The organism is Aquimarina agarivorans (assembly GCF_000218485.1).
Taxonomy (GTDB): Bacteria; Bacteroidota; Bacteroidia; order Flavobacteriales; family Flavobacteriaceae; genus Aquimarina; species Aquimarina agarivorans.
In genome coordinates, this window is sequence record NZ_AFPB01000162.1 from 65776 (window position 1) to 84775 (window position 19000).

Sequence of the window (19000 nt, forward strand, 5' to 3'; positions counted from 1 at the left end):
AACTACGGATAAAAAAAATTTTATCAAAAATACCAAAATTATGTGTAGTAAGGTAAATAAAATAGAGAGTAACTAATTAGTTACTCTCTATTTTTAATGATACGTTTTATTACCAATCTTCATCGTCATCTTTCTTTTTCTTCTTTTTTTTGCCTTTTTTCTTTTTCTTGTCTTTTTTTCTCTTCTTTTTAGGTTTTTCTTCTTGTTCTTCTTGAACTTGTTTTTCTAAAAGTTCAATTTCAGCTTCAAGGGCTTTAAGTTCCTCAGCTTCTTTTTTGAGACGTTCTTTTTCTTCTTTTTCAGCATCAGATGAAATATCATCAAATAAATTGTCGATGTTATTTTCTTCTTTTTTAGAATTGCCATCATTTGAAAGGTCGTTTTGATCAAAACCATTGTCTAAACCTTTAGATGCATCTCCTTTATTTTTGTTTTTCTTATTCTTTTTACGAGCTTCTTTTTCCAGTCGTTTTTGTTCCCTCTTTTTATCCCTGGCAGACTGTTCTGCTTCAATTTCATTTTCAAGATCAGAAATTTCATCTTCAAAGCTTCGTAAAAGTTTTTCTTGTTTTTTAGCCGCTTTTCTTTCTTTTTTAGTCATTCCCGTATAATCAGGTTCAGGATAGGGTTCACCTGTTTCAGGATCAATTCTTGGCTCATTCTTTTTACGCCTTTTCTTTCTTTTCTTTTTAGAATTGCGTTCTTCAATTTCAGCTAATTCTTCTTCCGTTCTTTCTTCAGGCGTAATTTCTTCTTGTTTGGATTGAATAAACTCGTCATCCACAAAGTCGCTCATCCTGCCGCCTGAACCTAAAACAGGTTTGGATGAAACTGTAGTTGAAGTGGAATCATTTAACTCCTCTTTGCTTCTTCTTTTAGCATCACGACGAGCTTTGCGCTTGCCGCTACCTTTCCAAAATTGGAACCATTTTTTCTTTTTAGGAATTTCAACATCCTCAGAATCTTCAAAATCTTCATCAAAATCTTCTTCCTCTTCAACTTCTTCTTCAACATACTCTTCCAAATCAACTTTACCATCAAGTTTTCCAGTCATGGTTTCAGGAGGGAGGAAGCCCTCTTCTATATCTTTTTTAATTTGCTCAATGGTTTTGTCTAAATCTCTTTGTTCGGCAGTCTGTATACGTTCATAATCTTCTAGTTTATGATAGTCTAATCGATATGAAGCTCCTATGTTTACTGCAAATAAAGACGGTGTATCTTTTACATTATTTACTGCATGTGCATCAATTGCAAAGTCCTTACTAATTAAAAAAGATCCTCCAATTTTAAGTAAGTGATCTTTATAAATTTTGCTATTTGCAGCTTCATATTCTCCAAATATGGACCACTTGTCGTTTAAATTATAGGTAGACGTTAATATAAATCGATAATCAGGAAATTCCGAAGTGATACGATCAGCAACAATATTAGCAACAAAAACCCAATTATATGCCCAATTATTTTGAGCTGCAATAATTACTTTTGGAGTGATGTTGGCTTGTGGTTCTGTAGCTCGGTTATCGGGATTATTTTGAAAAGCAAAATCACTAGATGATGAAGAAAAATTGGCTCCCACATAAGCGGATACAGCAGGAATCAATTTTTTCCATTGAAAACTGTTATTTTTTTTCCAACTGTATAAATTTTCGCTTTTTTCACGCTGATATTTATAAGGATCGTAAACTAAATACTTAGCACCAATAACATTTGAAGGAAAACCCTTATCAACAAAAGAGGTTTGATCCCCCACTAATTCCGAAACATTATTGTTCAAATAGCTTCCCTGAATGCTAAATTCAAGCTGTTCTTTAAATAATCCTGCTCTAAAATTATATTCAAAAGCTGTAGATCGAGTTTTATTATTAAAAATACGGTGCCTTAATCTGCCAAAAGTTAGACCACCTTCTATTTGTATTACATTTTTTCCTACAGAAAAAGCGCCTTGCGAAGTACCAGGCCTGTAGGTGTTTATAATTTCTGTATGTTGTGATTTAACACAAATACTTACAAAAAATAGGATTAAAAATGTTAGTATTTGGGGATACTTCATTCGTAATTGATTTATGCCAAATATAGCGGATTTTATCATTTTTTTTATTTAGCAATCAAATAATCTTGTGAGTTCCTTATTTTTGGTTCAAGTTATTACTTAAACAAAAATGAAAACACTTCTCATTATAATAGCAATTATATACCTCCTAAAGCTATTAACGAGGTATTTGGGTCCCTTATTGCTTTTATTTATTTCAAAAAAAATAGCAGCAAAATTTGGGGCGCAATTTGAAACCAAATTTAATCAGCAAGGTACAGAAAATCAAAATAATAATACAAATTCTACGACTGAAATCCCAAAATCAAAAAAAGTTGTAGGGGAGTATATTGATTTTGAAGAAATAGATTAAACGCAATAAAAACCTATAAAAAACACTATCTGGTGAGCATTAACTTAAAAAAAATAGTCCCGTATTTTGCAGCTATAATTGGCTTCATTTTAATTTCTCTAGCGTACTTTTCACCCGTTTTGCAAGGTAAAAAAATTGTTCAGAGTGATATTGTACAATATATCGGAATGGCAAAACAGCAAATTGATATTCGGGAGCAAACAGGCGAAGAAATGTACTGGAATGATCGTGCATTTGGAGGGATGCCTACTTATCAGTTAGGGGCCAAATATCCACACAATTATATAAAACAGTTAGATCTTTTTTTACGTTTTTTACCTAGACCTGCTGACTATTTATTTTTATATTTTGTTGGATTTTTTGTGTTGTTACTTTGTTTAAAAGTGAAACCATTGTTAGCCTTTTTTGGAAGTTTAGCATTTGGCTTTTCTACCTATTTAATTATAATCATAGGAGTGGGGCATAATGCTAAAGCTCATGCTATTGGGTACATGCCTTTTGTATTATCAGGTTTTTTATTGGTGTATGATAAAAAATACATTAAAGGTGGGTTGCTTTTTTGTATTGCCATGGCGTTGGAGTTGGTAGCCAATCACTTTCAAATGACCTATTACCTAATGTTATTACTGCTTGTAATTGCCATAGTTTATTTAAAAGAAGCTATTATTACAAATACTACCGCAACATTTTTCAAGTCATCAGGAGTACTTTTAGCTGGAATAGTATTGGCGGTTGCGTTAAATGCTACTTCAATTTTAGCCACGCAGGAATATTCAAAGTTTTCTACGCGAAGTAAATCAGAAATTTCTATTACTCCTGAAGGAAATAAAATAGAAAGAAAAGGATTAGACAAAGACTATATTTTAAGCTACAGTTATGGTTTTGCCGAAACATTCAATTTGTTAGTACCTCGATTTATGGGCGGTTCCAGTGCCGAAAATGCGGGCAAAAATGCTGCAATTGTAAAAGAGTTGGTGCGTATGGGATATCCACTCAAGGAGGCTAGAAATGTTGCTAAAAACGCACCTACTTATTGGGGCGAGCAACCCATTGTAGGCGCACCGGCATATATAGGAGCGGGCGTTATTTTTCTTTTTGTACTAGGGTTATTTTTAATTGATCATAAACTGAAATGGGGGATTATTTCAGCAATTATTTTGGCACTTTTCCTTTCGTGGGGAAGCAATATGGAGTGGTTTTCGGAATTGTTTATAAACTATTTTCCGTTATATAATAAATTTAGGGCAGTAACTTCTATTCAGGTAATTATTGAATTGTGTTTTCCTTTAATAGCTATATGGACGCTTCATTTGTTTTTTAAAGGGAATTATACTAAAGTTATTCAACAACAAGCGTTATTAAAAGCTACCGTAATCACAGGAGGATTACTTTTAATATTTGTATTGTTTAAAAAGATATTGTTTTCATTTTCTACTTCAAATGACGCACAATTAATCGAAAGTGCAGGAATGCGTTTTGTGAGGGCTTTACGCGAAGATCGTGTCCGTATGTTTACAACGGATACGTTGCGAAGTTTATTTTTTGTTTTAGCTGTTGCTGGAATTTTGTATGCTTTTACTAAAGATAAATTATCAAAAAAGCTGAGTGTTGTAGTAATTGGTGTGTTATTAACAATAGATTTGGTGAGTGTTGCTTGGCGTTACGTAAATACAAGTGATTTTGCACCCAAAATTACTATGGAAAAACCATTTTCGCCAACTGATGCGGATAAACAGATTTTGAAGGACACTTCCCACTATCGAGTATATGATCTTACGGGAAGTCCGTTCAATTCAGCTCGGGCTTCCTATTTTCATAATGCTATTGGTGGGTATCACGGGGCAAAACCAGCAAGAATTCAAGATTTATTTGATTTTTACATCGCTAAAGGGGAACAATCTATTTTAGATATGTTAAACGTTAAGTATTTTATTTTTAGTGACAAAGAAGGACCTAAAGTACAAGAAAACCCAAAAGCGTTAGGAAATGCTTGGTTTGTATCAACAATTGAAAAAGTACCTACTGCTAATGATGAAATTTTGAAACTGAAAGATTTAAAAGTTGCCACTACTGCTGTTGTTAATGAACAAACGGAAATAGAAGCTACTCATTTTGCATTAGATAGTTTGGCTACAATAAAATTGATTTCTCAAAAACCAGATGAGCTGGTATATATTTCAGAAAATTCAAACGCTGGTTTCGCCGTTTTTTCCGAAATGTATTATAAAAACGGCTGGAAAGCATATATTGATGACGTAGAAACACCAATTTATAAAACAAATTACGCGTTAAGGGGTATACAAATACCTAAAGGAAAGCATCGAGTTGAGTTTGTATTTAAGCCTCAGGTAGTAAAAACAGGAAGTACCATTGCGCTTTCAGCCTCATTATTATTTGTACTATTATTTGGATTCGGTATTTGGCAATCCATCAAAAAGGATTCAATAAGCATTTGAAAAAGGTACTCATAATATCATATTATTGGCCACCAGCAGGTGGTCCTGGTGTACAGCGTTGGTTAAAATTTGTAACTTATTTACGTGATTTTGACGTGGAACCCATTGTTTATGTTCCCGAAAATCCTACTTACCCAATTGTTGATGATGCGTTATTAGGTGAATTGCCTAAAGGGATTCAGGTTTTAAAACATCAAATTTTTGAACCCTATGCCTTAGCAGCAACATTAGGAGGTAAGTCCACCAAAACCATAAGTAAAGGAATTATACCGCCGGAACAAAATCAAAGCAGTATTCAAAAATTACTGCTTTGGATTCGTGGCAATTTGTTTATTCCGGATGCACGTAAATTTTGGATTGCGCCTTCAGTAAAATTTCTCACTAAAGTAATACAACAGGAAAATATTGATACCATTATCACCACAGGGCCACCACACAGTCTCCATTTAATTGGTAGGCAGTTAAAAACAGATTTAAATATTACATGGTTGGCCGATTTAGAGATCCTTGGATTAGTATTGGATATCATAAAAAGTTATTACTTTCTGGCTGGGCACAAAAAAAGCACGAACACCTGGAGCTTAGTGTATTGCAGCAAGCTGACAAAATAATTGTAACTAGTAAAGGGACTAAAAACGAATTTAAACAAAAAACGGTGCAGCCAATTTATGTGGTTACAAACGGTTTTGATACAGTTGAATTTGAAAATGTAATATTGGATGAAAAGTTTAGTGTTGCGCATATTGGTTCATTATTATCTGAACGTAATCCAATAAATTTATGGAAGGCTATTGCCAGTTTAATTGAAGAAAATAAAGATTTTGAAACAGCTTTTGAATTAAAATTAGCTGGGACAATTAGCGAAACTATTTTAGGTAGTTTGTACAGTTTGGGTTTAAAAAAGTATACCAATATACTGGGCTATGTTTCCCATAAAAAAGCACAAGTTTTACAGCGTCAGTCACAATTATTATTACTTATTGAAATTAATAGTGCCGAAACAAACATGATTATTCCAGGTAAATTGTTTGAATATTTGCAATCAAACAGACCTATATTGGCAGTAGGACCAAAGGGTGCAGATTTTAAAGCTATATTAGAGGAAACTGAAACTGGTGTATTTTACGAATATCATGAGGTAGAACTTATAAAAACACATCTTTTACATTGCTTTAATCTTTTTAAAAAAGGAAATTTAATAGTAACCCCAAAAAATATTAATCAATTTACACGTAAGTCGTTGACAGGACAATTAGCCGCAATTATTAAAGAATAACTCTCGCATGGGCATTGTAGCAAAACAATCAATTATAAATACTTTAATTACCTATGCTGGATTCGCTTTTGGTGCGGCAAATACTCTTTTTTTATTCACCAACATACTTGGCGAAGCGGAGTATGGAGTAGTTTCCTATTTACTGGCTTCATCAAATTTATTGTGGCCACTATTAGCTTTTGGTTTGCCAAATACGCTAATAAAATTTTATAATCAGTATAATTCTAAATCAAATTCAGATAATTTTTTTAGTTGGTTGCTGCTGGTTCCTTTAGTATTAGTAGTTTTTGTTTCGTTACTATATACATTGTTTTATGAGCATTTGATGGAAAAATTTACCCAAACCAATCCAATAGTAATACCTTATTTATGGATGGTAATTTTTTTAGGGTTGACTTCAGCTTATTTCGAGTTATTTTATGCCTGGGTTAAAGTGCATTTACAAACAGTAAAAGGGAATTTGATTAAAGAATTTTTCAGTAGAGTATGTATTACTTTACTGTTAATACTAGTGTATTTTAACGATATTACTCCCGATCAATTTATTTATAGCTTAACTATGGTCTTTTTAATTAGAACTTTGTTAATGATTTGGATCGCATTTGGAGTTTCAAAGCCCAAATTTTCATTTCAAAAGCTTGCAAACGTACGATCCGTTGTTTTGTATTCATGTTTGATACTTATTTCAGCAACCGTATCGGTGTTTTTATTGGATTTAGACAAGGTAATGATTGAACGTTTGGCACCGCCAATTTCAAATGTGGCCAAATACAGTATTTGTGTTTATATCGCTTCGGTTATAGGAGTACCCATACGTGCTATGTTGCAAATAACGAATCCTTTAACGGCACAATTGCTTGCAAAAAAGGATATTAAAGCATTGTACCAATTGAATAAAAAAAGTAGTTTAACTGCTTTAATTGCAACACTTTGGGTAGGTTTGGTAGTAGTGTGTAATGTACATTCAATTTTTGAAATGGTCCCTTCAAATTATCAATTGTACATCGAAATTGTATTTTTAATCGGTTTTGTAAAATTATTCGATGCCAGTTTGGGCGTAACCAATGCTATTTTATTTAATTCCGACAGTTACAAATGGATTTTATTTTTTGGTATAGCCATTTTGGTTTTGGCATACATATTCAATACTTTTTTTATTCCTACTGAAGGTATTATTGGTGCTGCTTTTGCTACATTTTTAGCTTATACACTTTATAACGTTGCTAAATTACTATTTGTGTTTTATAACTATAAAATTCAACCCTACAGTAAGCAGTTATTAGTTGTTATGGGAGTGGCTGTCTTAATTTGGATTATTTTTTATTTTTGGTACATACCAAGGGTTCACGCAATAGTTAGTATTGGGATAAAGGGTAGTTTAATTACATTAGTATATTTTATAATTATTTATATGTTTAGGCTTTCGCCAGAAGTGAATTCGGCAATCAATAGCATTATAAAAAGGAAAAAATAACATCACTTGCAGTAAATTTAAAAGAAAAACACTCTTAAATTTCGAATTTAAAAGTGTTTCAAATTTAATAAGCAGGTATTTTTAATTTCCCATACTGGTAGCATTTATTATTTAATACTGTTACCTTCTGCGGTAAGCGCCACCAGAAGTCCTTGTTGAAGCAACTACCTTTTTGTTTTGTGTAGTTTTTCGGTAGGCTGAATTGCTATTATTTTGTGCCCTAGATGTATAAACCCGACTACTTTGACTACGACTATTTGTAGTGTAGTTCCTATTTGATGAATTTGATCTTGGTATATAAGTTCTTGTATTGTTTTTGGAAGTAGTTCTTGGTGTATAACTTCGGTTAGATATATTTGTTTTTGGAGTATAAGTCCTTGTGTTTGCTACGGGTCTTCGAATAGTATTGTTGCGCGTTTTACCACTATTTGTTCTATTGCTGTAGTAATAATTTTTGTTTTGGTACCTCTTATCAGTATACCTAGTATTAAGATCCTTACCGTAATAGTGCGTTGAGGCTATACGTGTACCAGGTTTGCGATATGAGCGAAACTTGTAAGGACGGGTATAATATCCTGGGTAATAGCTACGTTGATGCGTAGTATAACTACAGCGATTAGGATTGTAAAATTGACGGTATGGATTTCCATATACAATACAATGATTTGCTGGAGGAACCCTATAATAGCGATGATGGGGTCTATATCCATAATTGATATTATAAGCATTTACGTAACCAGAACAATGATCAAATACACCATAATTAGTATAACTAATATTTAAATTTCCAATACGGTAGGCCAAACCTATTTGATTGTAATATAAACGAATATCACCTATCCGATTTACTCGACCGTAGTAATCATAATAAACGGGAGTGTTTTCAATTTGCACCACAGCACCATAATGATCATACTGTACAAAAGCATCGTAATTGTGTCCTGAGTTAAAACTGAAATTGATATTTCTGGTATTTATTTGAATTCCTACATTTGGTTGAATGACATTAAAATCAAATTGTCCATTTTTAAAAACAGCAAACTCAATACCTGATTCTACAAAAACAAAAGGGACATTATTACTAGCGTAATATTTTGAATTTGAAGCAAGTATTCCAAAGTTAATCAGCATTGTGGCTAATGTAAATAATATAAACTTCTTCATAATCATAAATTTAAAGTGAATCTTCAATCATTAAATAACCAAAGAGTATGCCATAAAAATAGTAGTATTTGCAAATACAGATGAATTTAAGGATATTTTGTTTGTAAGTATCAGGTTACAATATTTATATGTTAATTTTAATCGTTAAAGTACCATATAAATTATTTATTATGTAGTATTGAATGATTTATTAAATATAAAATTCTATTATACAGCCTGTTGAGATCAAAATTTATTATTTCAAATGGTTTTAAATACATTATTTCTTATTACAGGCTTTACAGTTTTGAAGATGTCACTTTTATAAAAGTTTTATACTATGTAAGAATAAAACTGTAGTATAACAATGATCAAAAGCAACTCATCGAAAATAATATGCAATTGGCAATATGTACTTAGTTTAAATTGTTTTATAATGTACAAAAAACAACTAAAATTAATTATAATGTTTAAAATTGACACAACGAAAAAACTGCTCTGTCTGATAGCATTTTTTACTTTTTCAGCTTCCTCTATATTTTCTCAGACCTATTGGGAGGATAATTTTGATAGCGCCGACTGGAAGAAGAATTACAATTTGGGATCAGGTAAGCAAAATATGAAATTTTTACCCTCAGGAGGATATTCAAAAGGTGGTATTCAAGTTACTGTTAAAAAAGGTTCACACCACGGGGGGTCTATCAAATATATGCTTAAAGAAAATTTGGGCTTTGAACCAGAAGAACTATATGCAGAATATAGGGTAAAATATGATAGAAGTATGGATAAATTTGGAGGTAAAGCGCCAGGTTTTGATGGTACTTATGGGAAAGCAGGATGGGGAAACCGCCCAGGAAAAGGAACAAACGGTTGGTCAGCCAGAGGAACACTAAACACATCCAGACAATCTAATATCAGAAATTCATTTTATGTTTATCATACCAATACAGGTAACAATGGTAAAACGTGGGGTGATGCAGTTTGGTGGGAACGTGGAGGTAATATGGATTATGATAAATGGTACCACGTAAAACAATATATCAAATTAAACACACCAGGTAAAAAGAATGGTATTTTGAAAGCTTGGGTAAATGGAAAATTGGTATATGAAAGATCAAATTGGAATTTTAGAACAGTTGATCGTTTAAAAATATATGCATATTGGTTCAATTATTACAACGGAGGTAGAGATACAGCAAAAAAAACAGGAACACTTATTTTAGACGACTTTAAATTATATGGCCCCAATGGATTGACAGGAGGTAATGTTAAGCCAGTTGGACCAAAACCAGTTCCTGCTCCAGCTCCGAGTAAACCAGTTGCATCTACAAGCAATGTTAGTTTTAATCAACCAAAGAATAATCAAAATTTTAAGGTTGGAGAAACAGCTAATGTGTTGGTAAAAATGTCTAATAACAATGATGTTAAAGAGATTAAGCTTTATGTTAATAATGCTTACGCAGGAAGACAAGGAAGAGCCCCTTATCGTTGGATGGGAATAAACCAACTAAAAAATTTGAAAAAAGGGAGTTATACCTTAAAAGCCGAAGCTACCTTAAAAAATAACAGGAAAGTTGAGAGTACCATCACTATAAATGTTGGCGATACCAAACCAAGTAATTCATCAAATAGTAATGATTCGGTGATTAGAGGTACATATTACATTCAAAATGTAGCTAATAATCAAAACGTCATTTCACCAAAATGGGATAATTACAATGTGCGCATGTACAACCAAGGTAAATACAAAGACCAACAATGGAGTTTTGAGCATATTGGAAATAATATTTATAAAATCAAAAATGTTGGTACAGGTAGGTATTTAGAAGTTACTAAAGGTCAGTGTGCTAACAGGGCTAATGTAAAAACATGGGCAAGTGCTGGTTCAAAACATCAGCAGTGGATTGTTAAAAAGCAAGGGGATATTTTTCAATTCATACCGTCGTATTGTACAAATAAAGCCTTAGATAAATCAGGAAAAAATAGCGATAATGTATATTTATGGAGCTATTCAAAAACTAACAAAAACCAACAATTTAGATTAGTTGGAGTGAGTGGAAGCAAGGAACTTGATTCTTTTAACGATGCATCATTAGTACTTTATCCTAATCCAGCTAAAGACTTGACTAATTTAGACCTTACCAAGTATTTAGATCAGTCGGTAGCTTACAAAATACATTCGCTTGATGGTAAAGAAATTTTATCAGGTGATTTTGGATCGAATCATAGTTCATTAGAAACAATTGATGTATCAGGATTAACTTCGGGAGTTTATTTATTAGAGCTAGTGATTGATGGCACTTACTCATTCGTAGAAAAATTAGTTGTAGACAACTAGTTTTTTGATACCGGATTGTATGTTAAATTATTCAACCAAAAAGAATCATTTTTAATGGAAAATTTAATATCGAAACAAGAGGTATATGAATTGCAATAAAGCAGTTCGTAAAAAAGCATTGTTTCTAAAAAAGTTTTAAAAAAAGATCGTCTAGAAAATATATTTCTAGGCGATTTTTTATATCTATTTTAAACTTATGTTTTTAAGTTCGTTTTCCGATTGAGTTTTGGCTAAGATAGTAAAGGCTATTCACGTTTATTATCCAAACCTTACCTTTTAATGCTAATCAATTTACCTTGTGTTTACATATTCTGAAAATTTATGATAAAGATAAAGTCTATACTCGTAGATTTGTAAAACAATAATTCATTTTTAATTTTACAAAAAATGTCAGACGATAAGAAGATCATTTTCTCCATGTCGGGGGTTACAAAAACGTACAAAAGTGCCAATACACCGGTACTGAAAAATATATACCTAAGCTTTTTTTACGGAGCTAAAATTGGAATTTTAGGGCTTAACGGTTCCGGGAAGTCCACTTTATTAAAAATTATTGCAGGTCAAGATACCAATTACCAAGGTGATGTTGTTTTTTCGCAAGGTTATAATGTAGGGTATTTGGAACAAGAACCGCAGCTTGATCCCGAAAAAACAGTATTAGAAGTTGTTAAGGAAGGTGCTGCTGCTACGGTGGCTATTCTTGACGAGTATAATAAAATCAATGATCTTTTTGGTTTGCCAGAATATTATGAAGACGCTGATAAAATGCAAAAGTTGATGGACCGTCAGGCGGAATTGCAAGATGAAATTGATGCTGCTGGTGCATGGGAATTGGATACTAAGCTTGAAATTGCTATGGATGCGCTTCGTACCCCCGATGGCGATAAAAAAATTGGAGTGCTTTCAGGAGGGGAAAAACGTCGTGTAGCTTTATGTCGTTTATTATTACAAGAACCTGATGTATTGCTATTGGATGAACCTACCAACCATTTAGATGCAGAGTCCGTGCATTGGTTGGAGCACCATTTAGCGCAATATAAAGGAACAGTAATTGCTGTAACACACGATAGGTACTTTTTGGATAATATTGCAGGTTGGATTTTAGAATTGGATAGAGGCGAAGGAATTCCTTGGAAAGGAAATTACTCTTCATGGTTGGATCAAAAATCCAAACGTATGGCTCAGGAATCCAAAACAGCATCAAAGCGTCAAAAAACACTGGAACGAGAGTTGGAGTGGGTGCGCCAAGGAGCAAAAGGACGTCAAACCAAGCAAAAGGCACGTTTGAAAAACTATGATAAGTTGATGAGTCAGGATCAGAAACAGGTAGACGAAAAACTAGAAATTTATATTCCTAACGGACCACGTTTAGGAACTAATGTTATTGAAGCGGCTGGAGTTAGTAAAGCGTTTGGAGATAAATTACTTTATGAGGATTTGAATTTTAATTTACCGCAAGCCGGAATTGTTGGAATTATAGGTCCTAATGGAGCGGGTAAAACCACTATTTTTAAAATGATTATGGGCGAGGAGCAGCCAGATAAAGGAGCCTTTAATGTAGGCGAAACAGCTCAAATTGCTTATGTAGACCAATCACACAGTAACATTGACCCTGAAAAAACTATATGGCAAAATTTTTCAGATGAACAGGAACTTGTAATGATGGGAGGGAGACAGGTAAATTCCAGAGCCTATTTAAGTCGTTTTAACTTCAGCGGAAGCGAGCAAAATAAAAAAGTATCCACCTTATCTGGTGGGGAGCGTAACCGTTTACACTTAGCCATGACGCTAAAAGAAGAAGGGAACGTATTACTATTGGATGAACCTACCAATGATTTGGACGTAAATACACTGAGGGCGTTGGAAGAAGGTTTGGAAAATTTTGCGGGTTGTGCCGTAGTCATTAGTCACGACCGCTGGTTTTTAGATCGTATTTGTACTCATATTTTAGCTTTTGAGGGCGATTCACAAGTATATTTCTTTGAAGGAAGTTTTTCTGATTATGAGGAAAATAAAAAGAAACGCTTAGGGGGTGATCTTATGCCAAAACGTATTAAATACAAAAAATTAGTTCGCTAAATTGCAGTGCTAAATTGATATTTAAAGTATAATTCAATAAATAAGTCTCTGCATCTTTCAGGGACTTATTTATTGGTAATATTTTCAATTTGTTTGAATATATTCAGGATTCGTGTAAATATTCAAACTATTTTTTTTAACAAAACCAATCAAACAAATTCCAGCTTTTTTTGCAATATCAATAGCCAAGCTGGTAGGTGCTCCAATGGCTACTATTACTGGAATGCCTGCTTTAGCAGCTTTTTGAGCCATTTCGTAACCAATACGACCGCTTAGTACAGCTATAGTATTTGCAAACGATGCTCTTTTTGTAAGTTGGTCACCTATCAGTTTATCAAAGGCATTATGCCTACCAATATCCTCTTTTACGGTTAGGATACCTCCTTTAAAGGCAACTAAGGCGCAGGCGTGAATTCCTCCAGTGTGTTTAAAAAGTAATTGTGCTGCTTTTAAATGATCAGGAAGGTTTAAAATTTTTGCTATCGGTATTTTTTCTGAAGGAATTTGAACGGGTTGTATATTTTCAAAAAATTGCTCTAATAATTGTTTCCCGCAAATACCACAGCTGGAATTACTTAAAAAACTTCGTTGAATATTTGCAATATTGACATCAATAGTTGGCTTTAGCGTTATTTTAAGTTTATTTTGGCGATTGGCTTCATCAACCAGAGCGCAATACCTAATGTTCGCAATATCGTCAATAGTTTGTATGATCCCTTCGCTGTAAAGCAGCCCAATAGCCAAGTCAAAATCATTTCCTGGACTACGCATTGTAATAGTCAATGGAGCTTCCTTTTCATCTCCTTTGTGTATAATAACAATTTGCAGTGGTTCTTCTACAGCAATTAAATCATCAAGATTTTGAGTTTTTGTGTCAGCATATTTGGTAATCTGATAATTTTTTTAAAGCAACAATCGACATTCAATTTTAAGTTTTGAAATGTAAAATTACTCTTTTTGCTCAATAGTCAATATTTTAATGCTGTGAGGATTTCTTAAAATAGGAAGAAACTGATGTTGAAAACTAGTCAGAAGCTTGTGCTGAAAGCTTTTACCTACATATGTATTCTTAAAATGATCATTTATTATATATATACTATATTTGTAGCTAAAAACCTCGCTTTATGAAAAAAATTTTACTATTTTATATCTTTGTAATTAATTTAGCTTCTTATGCTCAGCTAGCTAATGCAGATCCTTTAATGGTTAATGCTTCTATTTTAAGAAGAACCTTAAAAAATGATACCCTAAAAAAAGATGAATTTAAGCGGACAAAGAAAGCAATTCCTGTCCAAAAGGTTGTTTTGGAAGATGTGGTGAAAGCTAAGAAAGAATTACCAAAAGCAACAGCGGAAAAGAAGGAAAAAGTAGTTAAAGAAGAAATAGTTGCCAAGACAGATAAAGAAATACGCCCGTTAATTATTGAAAATGAAAAAGATGAAGACTTTTATAGCGTTCAAATAGCAGCCTCTAAAGTCCGTATTAAAAAAGACTTTTTTCAGAAAGTTCCAACTTTTTACACCAATGTAGGGGATGGGTTTTACCGCTATTTTTCAGAACAATTTGCTTCAATTTCAGAAGCGAAAGCATACTCAAAAAAAATTCATGCTACAACAAAATTTAATAAAGCTTTTTTAGTTAGACTTAAAAATGGAACTAAAGTGCCATTAAAATAAGTTTACATGTACACCGAAACGTTAGTTGCTTACCTGGAAAGCTTTTTAACCGAAAGACGCCAGCAAAATAATCACAGAGTTTTAAGCCAGCGTACCCGCCATTTTACCGTGGCCATTGAAGACGTGTATCAATTGCATAATACAAGTGCGGTAATGCGTAGTTGTGATGTTTTTGGAGTACAGGACGTTCATGTTATTGAAGAGCGGAATGTGCGTAAAATTGATCGCGAAATTGCTATGGGAGCCCAAAAATGGGTTGATATTCACCGGTATCATTCCACCAAATCATGTGTAAGTTCGCTAAAAGAAAAAGGGTATCAAATTGTAGCTACTTCACCGCATGGAAACAATTGCGTAACGTTGGCTGATTTTGATATTTCCAAGCCTTCCGTATTTTTTTTCGGAAAAGAAGATACTGGGTTAAGTGATTATGTGTTGGAGCAGTCCGACGTACAATTAAACATACCAATGTTTGGCTTTACCGAAAGTTTGAATATTTCGGTTTGTGCTGCAATTATTTTGCAACACGTTACCCAAGAGCTACGTAAATCTACCTTAAATTGGAGACTTACCCCCCAGGAGGTATTAGAAAAACGTTACGATTGGGTTTGTAAAGTACTAAAAAGCCACCAACGTATTATTGAACGCTACCATGCGGAGCATACTAGTGTTGGCGAGCATGGAAATGGATAGTTTGATAAGTTAGAATAGCTATTTGTTAAGATTTTTAATACAAATAAGGAAAGAGTTATTGTGCATTTACGGTATAATTCTTATCTACAAACAACCAATAAATGTATTACGAATATCTCTTCTGTTTGTAAACTACGCACTTTTCTTATTGTAAAATTTGTCATTAACAAAACAAAACTACACTTTTTTAATCACGTAAGTAACTATACCCCAAATAAGGAGTTCAGTACCTTCAGTAATTTCAATTTTTTCATAAGCATCATTTTCAGGAACAAGAGTTATCTTTTTATTTTGAATAGCCAGGCGTTTTACTGTAAACTCATTATTCAAATAGCAAATGGCAATGTGGTTGTTTTGTGGCGTAATACTTCGATCTATTACTAATAAATCACCATCTCCCAAACCTGCATTAATCATGGACACCCCTTGTACTCGGGCATAAAAGGTAGCTTCTTTGTTTTGGATTAGCTTATCATCCAAACTCAATTTTTTTTGTGCAAAATCTTGAGCAGGAGAGGGAAAACCGGCAGATATACCCGTATCAACAAATGTAATTTTTGGTTGTTTTCCTTTTTGGGGTTGGTATAAAGTAACCTTCATTTTACAATTAAAATATCATTCCAATTAGTGGTGTAACAAGGGGAGAGGCGTTCTTGTTTCATTTTCCATTTTTTTCCTAAATCCTGAGACCCTAACCGAATAGCATCATCGTATTTTTTATTCATGGCATCCATTGCTTTCATCAGCGTAATATGTTTGGCATCTCCACCACAAAATAAATTAAGTTGCCTGTGGGTATTGGAAGTAATTCCCATAACAATAACTCCTAGTTTTTTGTAATAGTAATTAGGTTTAAAAATATGTTGTAAAGCTTTTATAGCATATTCTGAAATAACTAAACTGGAATCCGTAGCATACGGAATATTAATAGCAATGCTATTAGCATATTGTTTCAAATAGGGTCGATTTTTATTTGTTTTTATAAATACGTACACCACATTAGCTACAGAATTTTGTGCCCTTAGTTTTTCAGCACAAGTAATGGCAAAAGTAGAAACCCGCTCTTTGACCAATTCCCAGTCATTGGAAATAAATTTTAGGCTACGTGTAGTTGCAATGGCTTTTTTGTTTTTTATAACATCTAATTGTAAGGTAGGTTCACCACATAAATCTTTATACAGCCGTAACCCTACGATACTAAATTCTTTTTGTACATAAGTTTTAGGAAGTTGCGTAAATGCATAAGCATAGTTAACATTTTGCAACTTTAGGCGAGCAGCAATTCGGCTTCCAATGCCCCAAACTGCATCAATTTTTGTCCATTTTAAAGCTTTGATCCGTTTTTCTTCGGTATCAATAACGTATACTTCCTGTGTATGATTTTTAAATTTTTTAGCAATTTTATTGGCTATTTTAGCTAAGGCTTTAGTTGGTGCCACACCAATACTAATGGGCATGCCTAAGTTTTTAAACACCTCTTTTTTTAATTTTTGACAATAGACATTCAAGTCATAATTTTGGTAGCCCGAAAAGTGTACAAATGCCTCGTCAATAGAATAAATTTCTACATGAGGACTATAGTTTTCAATAATCCGCATTACACGTTGGCTTATATCGCCATACAGCGCATAATTTGAAGAAAAAACATGGATGTTGTGTTGTTTAAAAATTGCTTCGTATTTATGTGCTGAAGCTCCCATGGGTACAAAGGGCTTAGCTTCATCGCTACGTGCAATAACACAACCATCATTGTTGGAAAGCACCGCAATTGGTTTTCCTATTAGTGCTGGATTAAATGCCCGCTCGCAGCTGGCATAAAAATTATTACAATCAATTAAAGCAAACATGATACAAATTTATGGAAATAATACCATTAAATTAGGTATTATTTCCTATAATTTGTGATATTATTTTTTGGTAAGACAAGTCTCTACGGTTTCTTCTTCAAAAGCATTTACAATATGGTTGCTAATGTGTTTAGCATCTTGTGCCACGTGTGAAAACCTTCCTGATCCCCAGGTGTGTAACCAAGGTAAACCTATAAAATAAAGTCCTGGCTCTTCGGTAACACCACGTTTGTAAGTTGGATAACCGCGTTGGTCGTAAACTTTAGGGAAATCTACCCATTTAAAATCAACCTTAAATCCCGTACACCATATTATCGATGTAATCCCTTCGGCCTTATAATCAATCGGTTGTTCATTTGCTGCACTTGGTTCCCACAAGGACTCATAACGGGTAGGGGCAGAAGCCTCAATGCCATTAATTTCAATGTACTTATCAATGCTATTCTGGATACGCTCATAAGTAGCATCAGCCGCATCTAGGTTTTCTTTTAGGTCGTTTCCAAAGGCAATAGTTCCATTTGTAACAGTGCCTATTTGACCACGTAGTTCAACACCCTCCGAGGCAAGCTTTCGTAAATCAATATCACGCCCGCCATCTCTTCCGGTTAGGTAATGATTAGTTTTATGACGTGCTTCCTCTGGATCAGGATGCATTTCAATAGGCTGATCATAGTACCCCATATCCTCCAGCCATTCCACGGCATCCTTACCACGATACGTTCTTGGCGCTCTTGGTGCAGTCCCTACACTTAAGTATACCTTTTTACCTGCAATATGTAAATCTTCAGCAATTTGTGCGCCTGATTGACCTGAACCCACTACAAGTGTGGCTCCCTTGGCAAATTGTTCAGGGTTTTTGTAATCCGCTGAGTGAATCTGCTTTATACTTGAGTCAAACCCTTTGGACATTGGCAGTATATTAGGTATATGATAAGCACCAGTAGCAATTATTACTTTGTCAGCAGTAAAATTACCAATGGAAGTATCCACATTAAACACTGTATTTGTCCTTTCTTTATATACTTTATAAACTTCTACATTTCCTTTAATTGGTGGATTAAATGATTCAGCGTACCGTTTCACGTAATCTACAATTTCATCTTTAAGCATAAAGCCCTTAGGGTCATTGCCATCGTAATCAAATCCAGGCAATCTACATTGCCAGTTAGGAGTAACTAAACAGAATGAATCCCACCTTCGTTTTCCCCAAGAGTCGCCAATTTCTCCTCGATCTAATACCAAATGATTAATATTTTCTCTTTTTAAGCAATAGCTTGCTGACAAGCCGGCCTGACCTCCTCCAACAATAATAACTTGATAGTGACTCATACTTTTTCTATTTAATTGATACAATTTTTATTTTTTTTGAATGGTCATAGGTTTGACACAATTCATGTATTCTGTGCGATTCCGCTTGCGCAGAAGTGCAGGCGTAACCGTATTTTTGACGTACACGCTCGCTTGCTTCACCTAAAGCCGTGTTGCAGGTACTAAGAAATTCTTCAACAGTAATTTCCTGACCCGATTTAAAGTATTCTTCCACAACACTTGAGGGGCTGTATACCTGATCGGTTTTATCATCGGGCCACTTTATATTTACGTAAGTTACTGGCATG

At 33.8% G+C, this 19000-nt stretch carries 15 protein-coding genes; 8 read left to right on the forward strand and 7 right to left on the reverse strand.

Features of this window, described 5'->3' with window-relative positions; genetic code table 11:
* Positions 1-109 precede the first annotated feature (109 nt).
* Positions 110-2050 carry a transporter gene (locus tag GMC_RS0112685; protein ID WP_238527995.1) on the reverse strand — a complete coding sequence of 647 codons (1941 nt, stop codon included), beginning with the start codon at positions 2048-2050 and terminating at the stop codon, positions 110-112.
* Between the two features lie 109 nt (positions 2051-2159).
* Here GMC_RS0112685 and GMC_RS0112690 point away from each other — a divergent pair, with 109 nt between their 5' ends.
* From GMC_RS0112690 to GMC_RS0112705, 4 genes are all read left to right on the forward strand, one after another.
* Positions 2160-2402, forward strand: a complete 243-nt coding sequence (locus GMC_RS0112690) for a hypothetical protein (RefSeq protein ID WP_238527996.1) — start codon at positions 2160-2162, stop codon at positions 2400-2402.
* Between the two features lie 32 nt (positions 2403-2434).
* Positions 2435-4858, forward strand: coding sequence for a YfhO family protein (locus GMC_RS0112695; RefSeq protein ID WP_010522496.1), 2424 nt, complete (start codon positions 2435-2437; stop codon positions 4856-4858).
* 484 nt (positions 4859-5342) lie between these two features.
* Positions 5343-6134 carry a glycosyltransferase family protein gene (locus GMC_RS22800; protein WP_316928977.1) on the forward strand — a complete coding sequence of 264 codons (792 nt, stop codon included), beginning with the start codon at positions 5343-5345 and terminating at the stop codon, positions 6132-6134.
* 7 nt (positions 6135-6141) lie between these two features.
* Positions 6142-7608 carry a lipopolysaccharide biosynthesis protein gene (locus tag GMC_RS0112705; RefSeq protein WP_010522497.1) on the forward strand — a complete coding sequence of 489 codons (1467 nt, stop codon included), beginning with the start codon at positions 6142-6144 and terminating at the stop codon, positions 7606-7608.
* A 120-nt stretch (positions 7609-7728) separates the two neighbouring features.
* Here the strand turns inward: GMC_RS0112705 and GMC_RS0112710 are convergent, their stop codons facing one another.
* Positions 7729-8772, reverse strand: coding sequence for a hypothetical protein (locus GMC_RS0112710; RefSeq protein ID WP_010522498.1), 1044 nt, complete (start codon positions 8770-8772; stop codon positions 7729-7731).
* A gap of 445 nt (positions 8773-9217) precedes the next feature.
* Here GMC_RS0112710 and GMC_RS20810 point away from each other — a divergent pair, with 445 nt between their 5' ends.
* On the forward strand, positions 9218-11089 hold the full coding sequence (locus GMC_RS20810; protein WP_010522499.1) for an RICIN domain-containing protein: 1872 nt from the start codon (positions 9218-9220) through the stop codon (positions 11087-11089).
* Positions 11090-11476: 387 nt separating this feature from the next.
* On the forward strand, positions 11477-13168 hold the full coding sequence (gene ettA, locus GMC_RS0112720; protein WP_010522500.1) for an energy-dependent translational throttle protein EttA: 1692 nt from the start codon (positions 11477-11479) through the stop codon (positions 13166-13168).
* 84 nt (positions 13169-13252) lie between these two features.
* Here the strand turns inward: ettA and fdhD are convergent, their stop codons facing one another.
* Entirely contained in the window at positions 13253-14059 is an 807-nt protein-coding gene (fdhD, locus tag GMC_RS0112725; RefSeq protein ID WP_029489763.1) for a formate dehydrogenase accessory sulfurtransferase FdhD, read from the reverse strand.
* A 233-nt stretch (positions 14060-14292) separates the two neighbouring features.
* On the opposite strand from fdhD, the gene GMC_RS0112730 reads away from it, so the two are divergent.
* Together GMC_RS0112730 and GMC_RS0112735 are read left to right on the forward strand one after the other, a co-directional pair.
* Positions 14293-14844, forward strand: coding sequence for a hypothetical protein (locus GMC_RS0112730; RefSeq protein ID WP_010522502.1), 552 nt, complete (start codon positions 14293-14295; stop codon positions 14842-14844).
* 6 nt (positions 14845-14850) lie between these two features.
* Positions 14851-15537, forward strand: a complete 687-nt coding sequence (locus GMC_RS0112735) for a TrmH family RNA methyltransferase (RefSeq protein WP_010522503.1) — start codon at positions 14851-14853, stop codon at positions 15535-15537.
* 177 nt (positions 15538-15714) lie between these two features.
* Here GMC_RS0112735 and GMC_RS0112740 read toward each other — a convergent pair whose 3' ends face one another.
* Genes GMC_RS0112740 through GMC_RS0112755 form a run of 4 tightly spaced genes read right to left on the reverse strand, consistent with a single transcriptional unit; the run spans position 15715 to position 18999 of the window.
* Complete coding sequence (locus tag GMC_RS0112740) at positions 15715-16137, reverse strand: LexA family protein (RefSeq protein WP_010522504.1); 423 nt, start codon at positions 16135-16137, stop codon at positions 15715-15717.
* A complete protein-coding gene (locus GMC_RS0112745) occupies positions 16134-17384 on the reverse strand; it encodes a Y-family DNA polymerase (RefSeq protein ID WP_010522505.1) in 1251 nt (416 codons plus the stop codon). The genes GMC_RS0112740 and GMC_RS0112745 overlap by 4 nt, the downstream gene beginning before the upstream one ends.
* A 60-nt stretch (positions 17385-17444) precedes the next feature.
* On the reverse strand, positions 17445-18713 hold the full coding sequence (locus GMC_RS0112750) for an MSMEG_0569 family flavin-dependent oxidoreductase (protein ID WP_238527998.1): 1269 nt from the start codon (positions 18711-18713) through the stop codon (positions 17445-17447).
* A 7-nt stretch (positions 18714-18720) separates the two neighbouring features.
* Positions 18721-18999, reverse strand: coding sequence for an MSMEG_0570 family nitrogen starvation response protein (locus GMC_RS0112755; RefSeq protein WP_010522507.1), 279 nt, complete (start codon positions 18997-18999; stop codon positions 18721-18723).
* Position 19000: the final 1 nt, after the last annotated feature.

Bases quoted from the DNA above. Each gene is read 5' to 3' on its own strand.
- GMC_RS0112735 (WP_010522503.1), top strand. From the start codon at position 14,851: ATGTACACCGAAACGTTAGTTGCTTACCTGGAAAGCTTTTTAACCGAA.
- ettA (WP_010522500.1), top strand. From the start codon at position 11,477: ATGTCAGACGATAAGAAGATCATTTTCTCCATGTCGGGGGTTACAAAA.
- GMC_RS0112690 (WP_238527996.1), top strand. From the start codon at position 2,160: ATGAAAACACTTCTCATTATAATAGCAATTATATACCTCCTAAAGCTA.
- GMC_RS0112755 (WP_010522507.1), bottom strand. From the start codon at position 18,999: ATGCCAGTAACTTACGTAAATATAAAGTGGCCCGATGATAAAACCGAT.
- GMC_RS0112740 (WP_010522504.1), bottom strand. From the start codon at position 16,137: ATGAAGGTTACTTTATACCAACCCCAAAAAGGAAAACAACCAAAAATT.
- GMC_RS0112730 (WP_010522502.1), top strand. From the start codon at position 14,293: ATGAAAAAAATTTTACTATTTTATATCTTTGTAATTAATTTAGCTTCT.
- GMC_RS0112710 (WP_010522498.1), bottom strand. From the start codon at position 8,772: ATGAAGAAGTTTATATTATTTACATTAGCCACAATGCTGATTAACTTT.
- GMC_RS0112750 (WP_238527998.1), bottom strand. From the start codon at position 18,713: ATGAGTCACTATCAAGTTATTATTGTTGGAGGAGGTCAGGCCGGCTTG.
- GMC_RS0112745 (WP_010522505.1), bottom strand. From the start codon at position 17,384: ATGTTTGCTTTAATTGATTGTAATAATTTTTATGCCAGCTGCGAGCGG.
- GMC_RS0112685 (WP_238527995.1), bottom strand. From the start codon at position 2,050: ATGAAGTATCCCCAAATACTAACATTTTTAATCCTATTTTTTGTAAGT.
- GMC_RS0112705 (WP_010522497.1), top strand. From the start codon at position 6,142: ATGGGCATTGTAGCAAAACAATCAATTATAAATACTTTAATTACCTAT.
- GMC_RS22800 (WP_316928977.1), top strand. From the start codon at position 5,343: ATGGTTGGCCGATTTAGAGATCCTTGGATTAGTATTGGATATCATAAA.
- GMC_RS20810 (WP_010522499.1), top strand. From the start codon at position 9,218: ATGTTTAAAATTGACACAACGAAAAAACTGCTCTGTCTGATAGCATTT.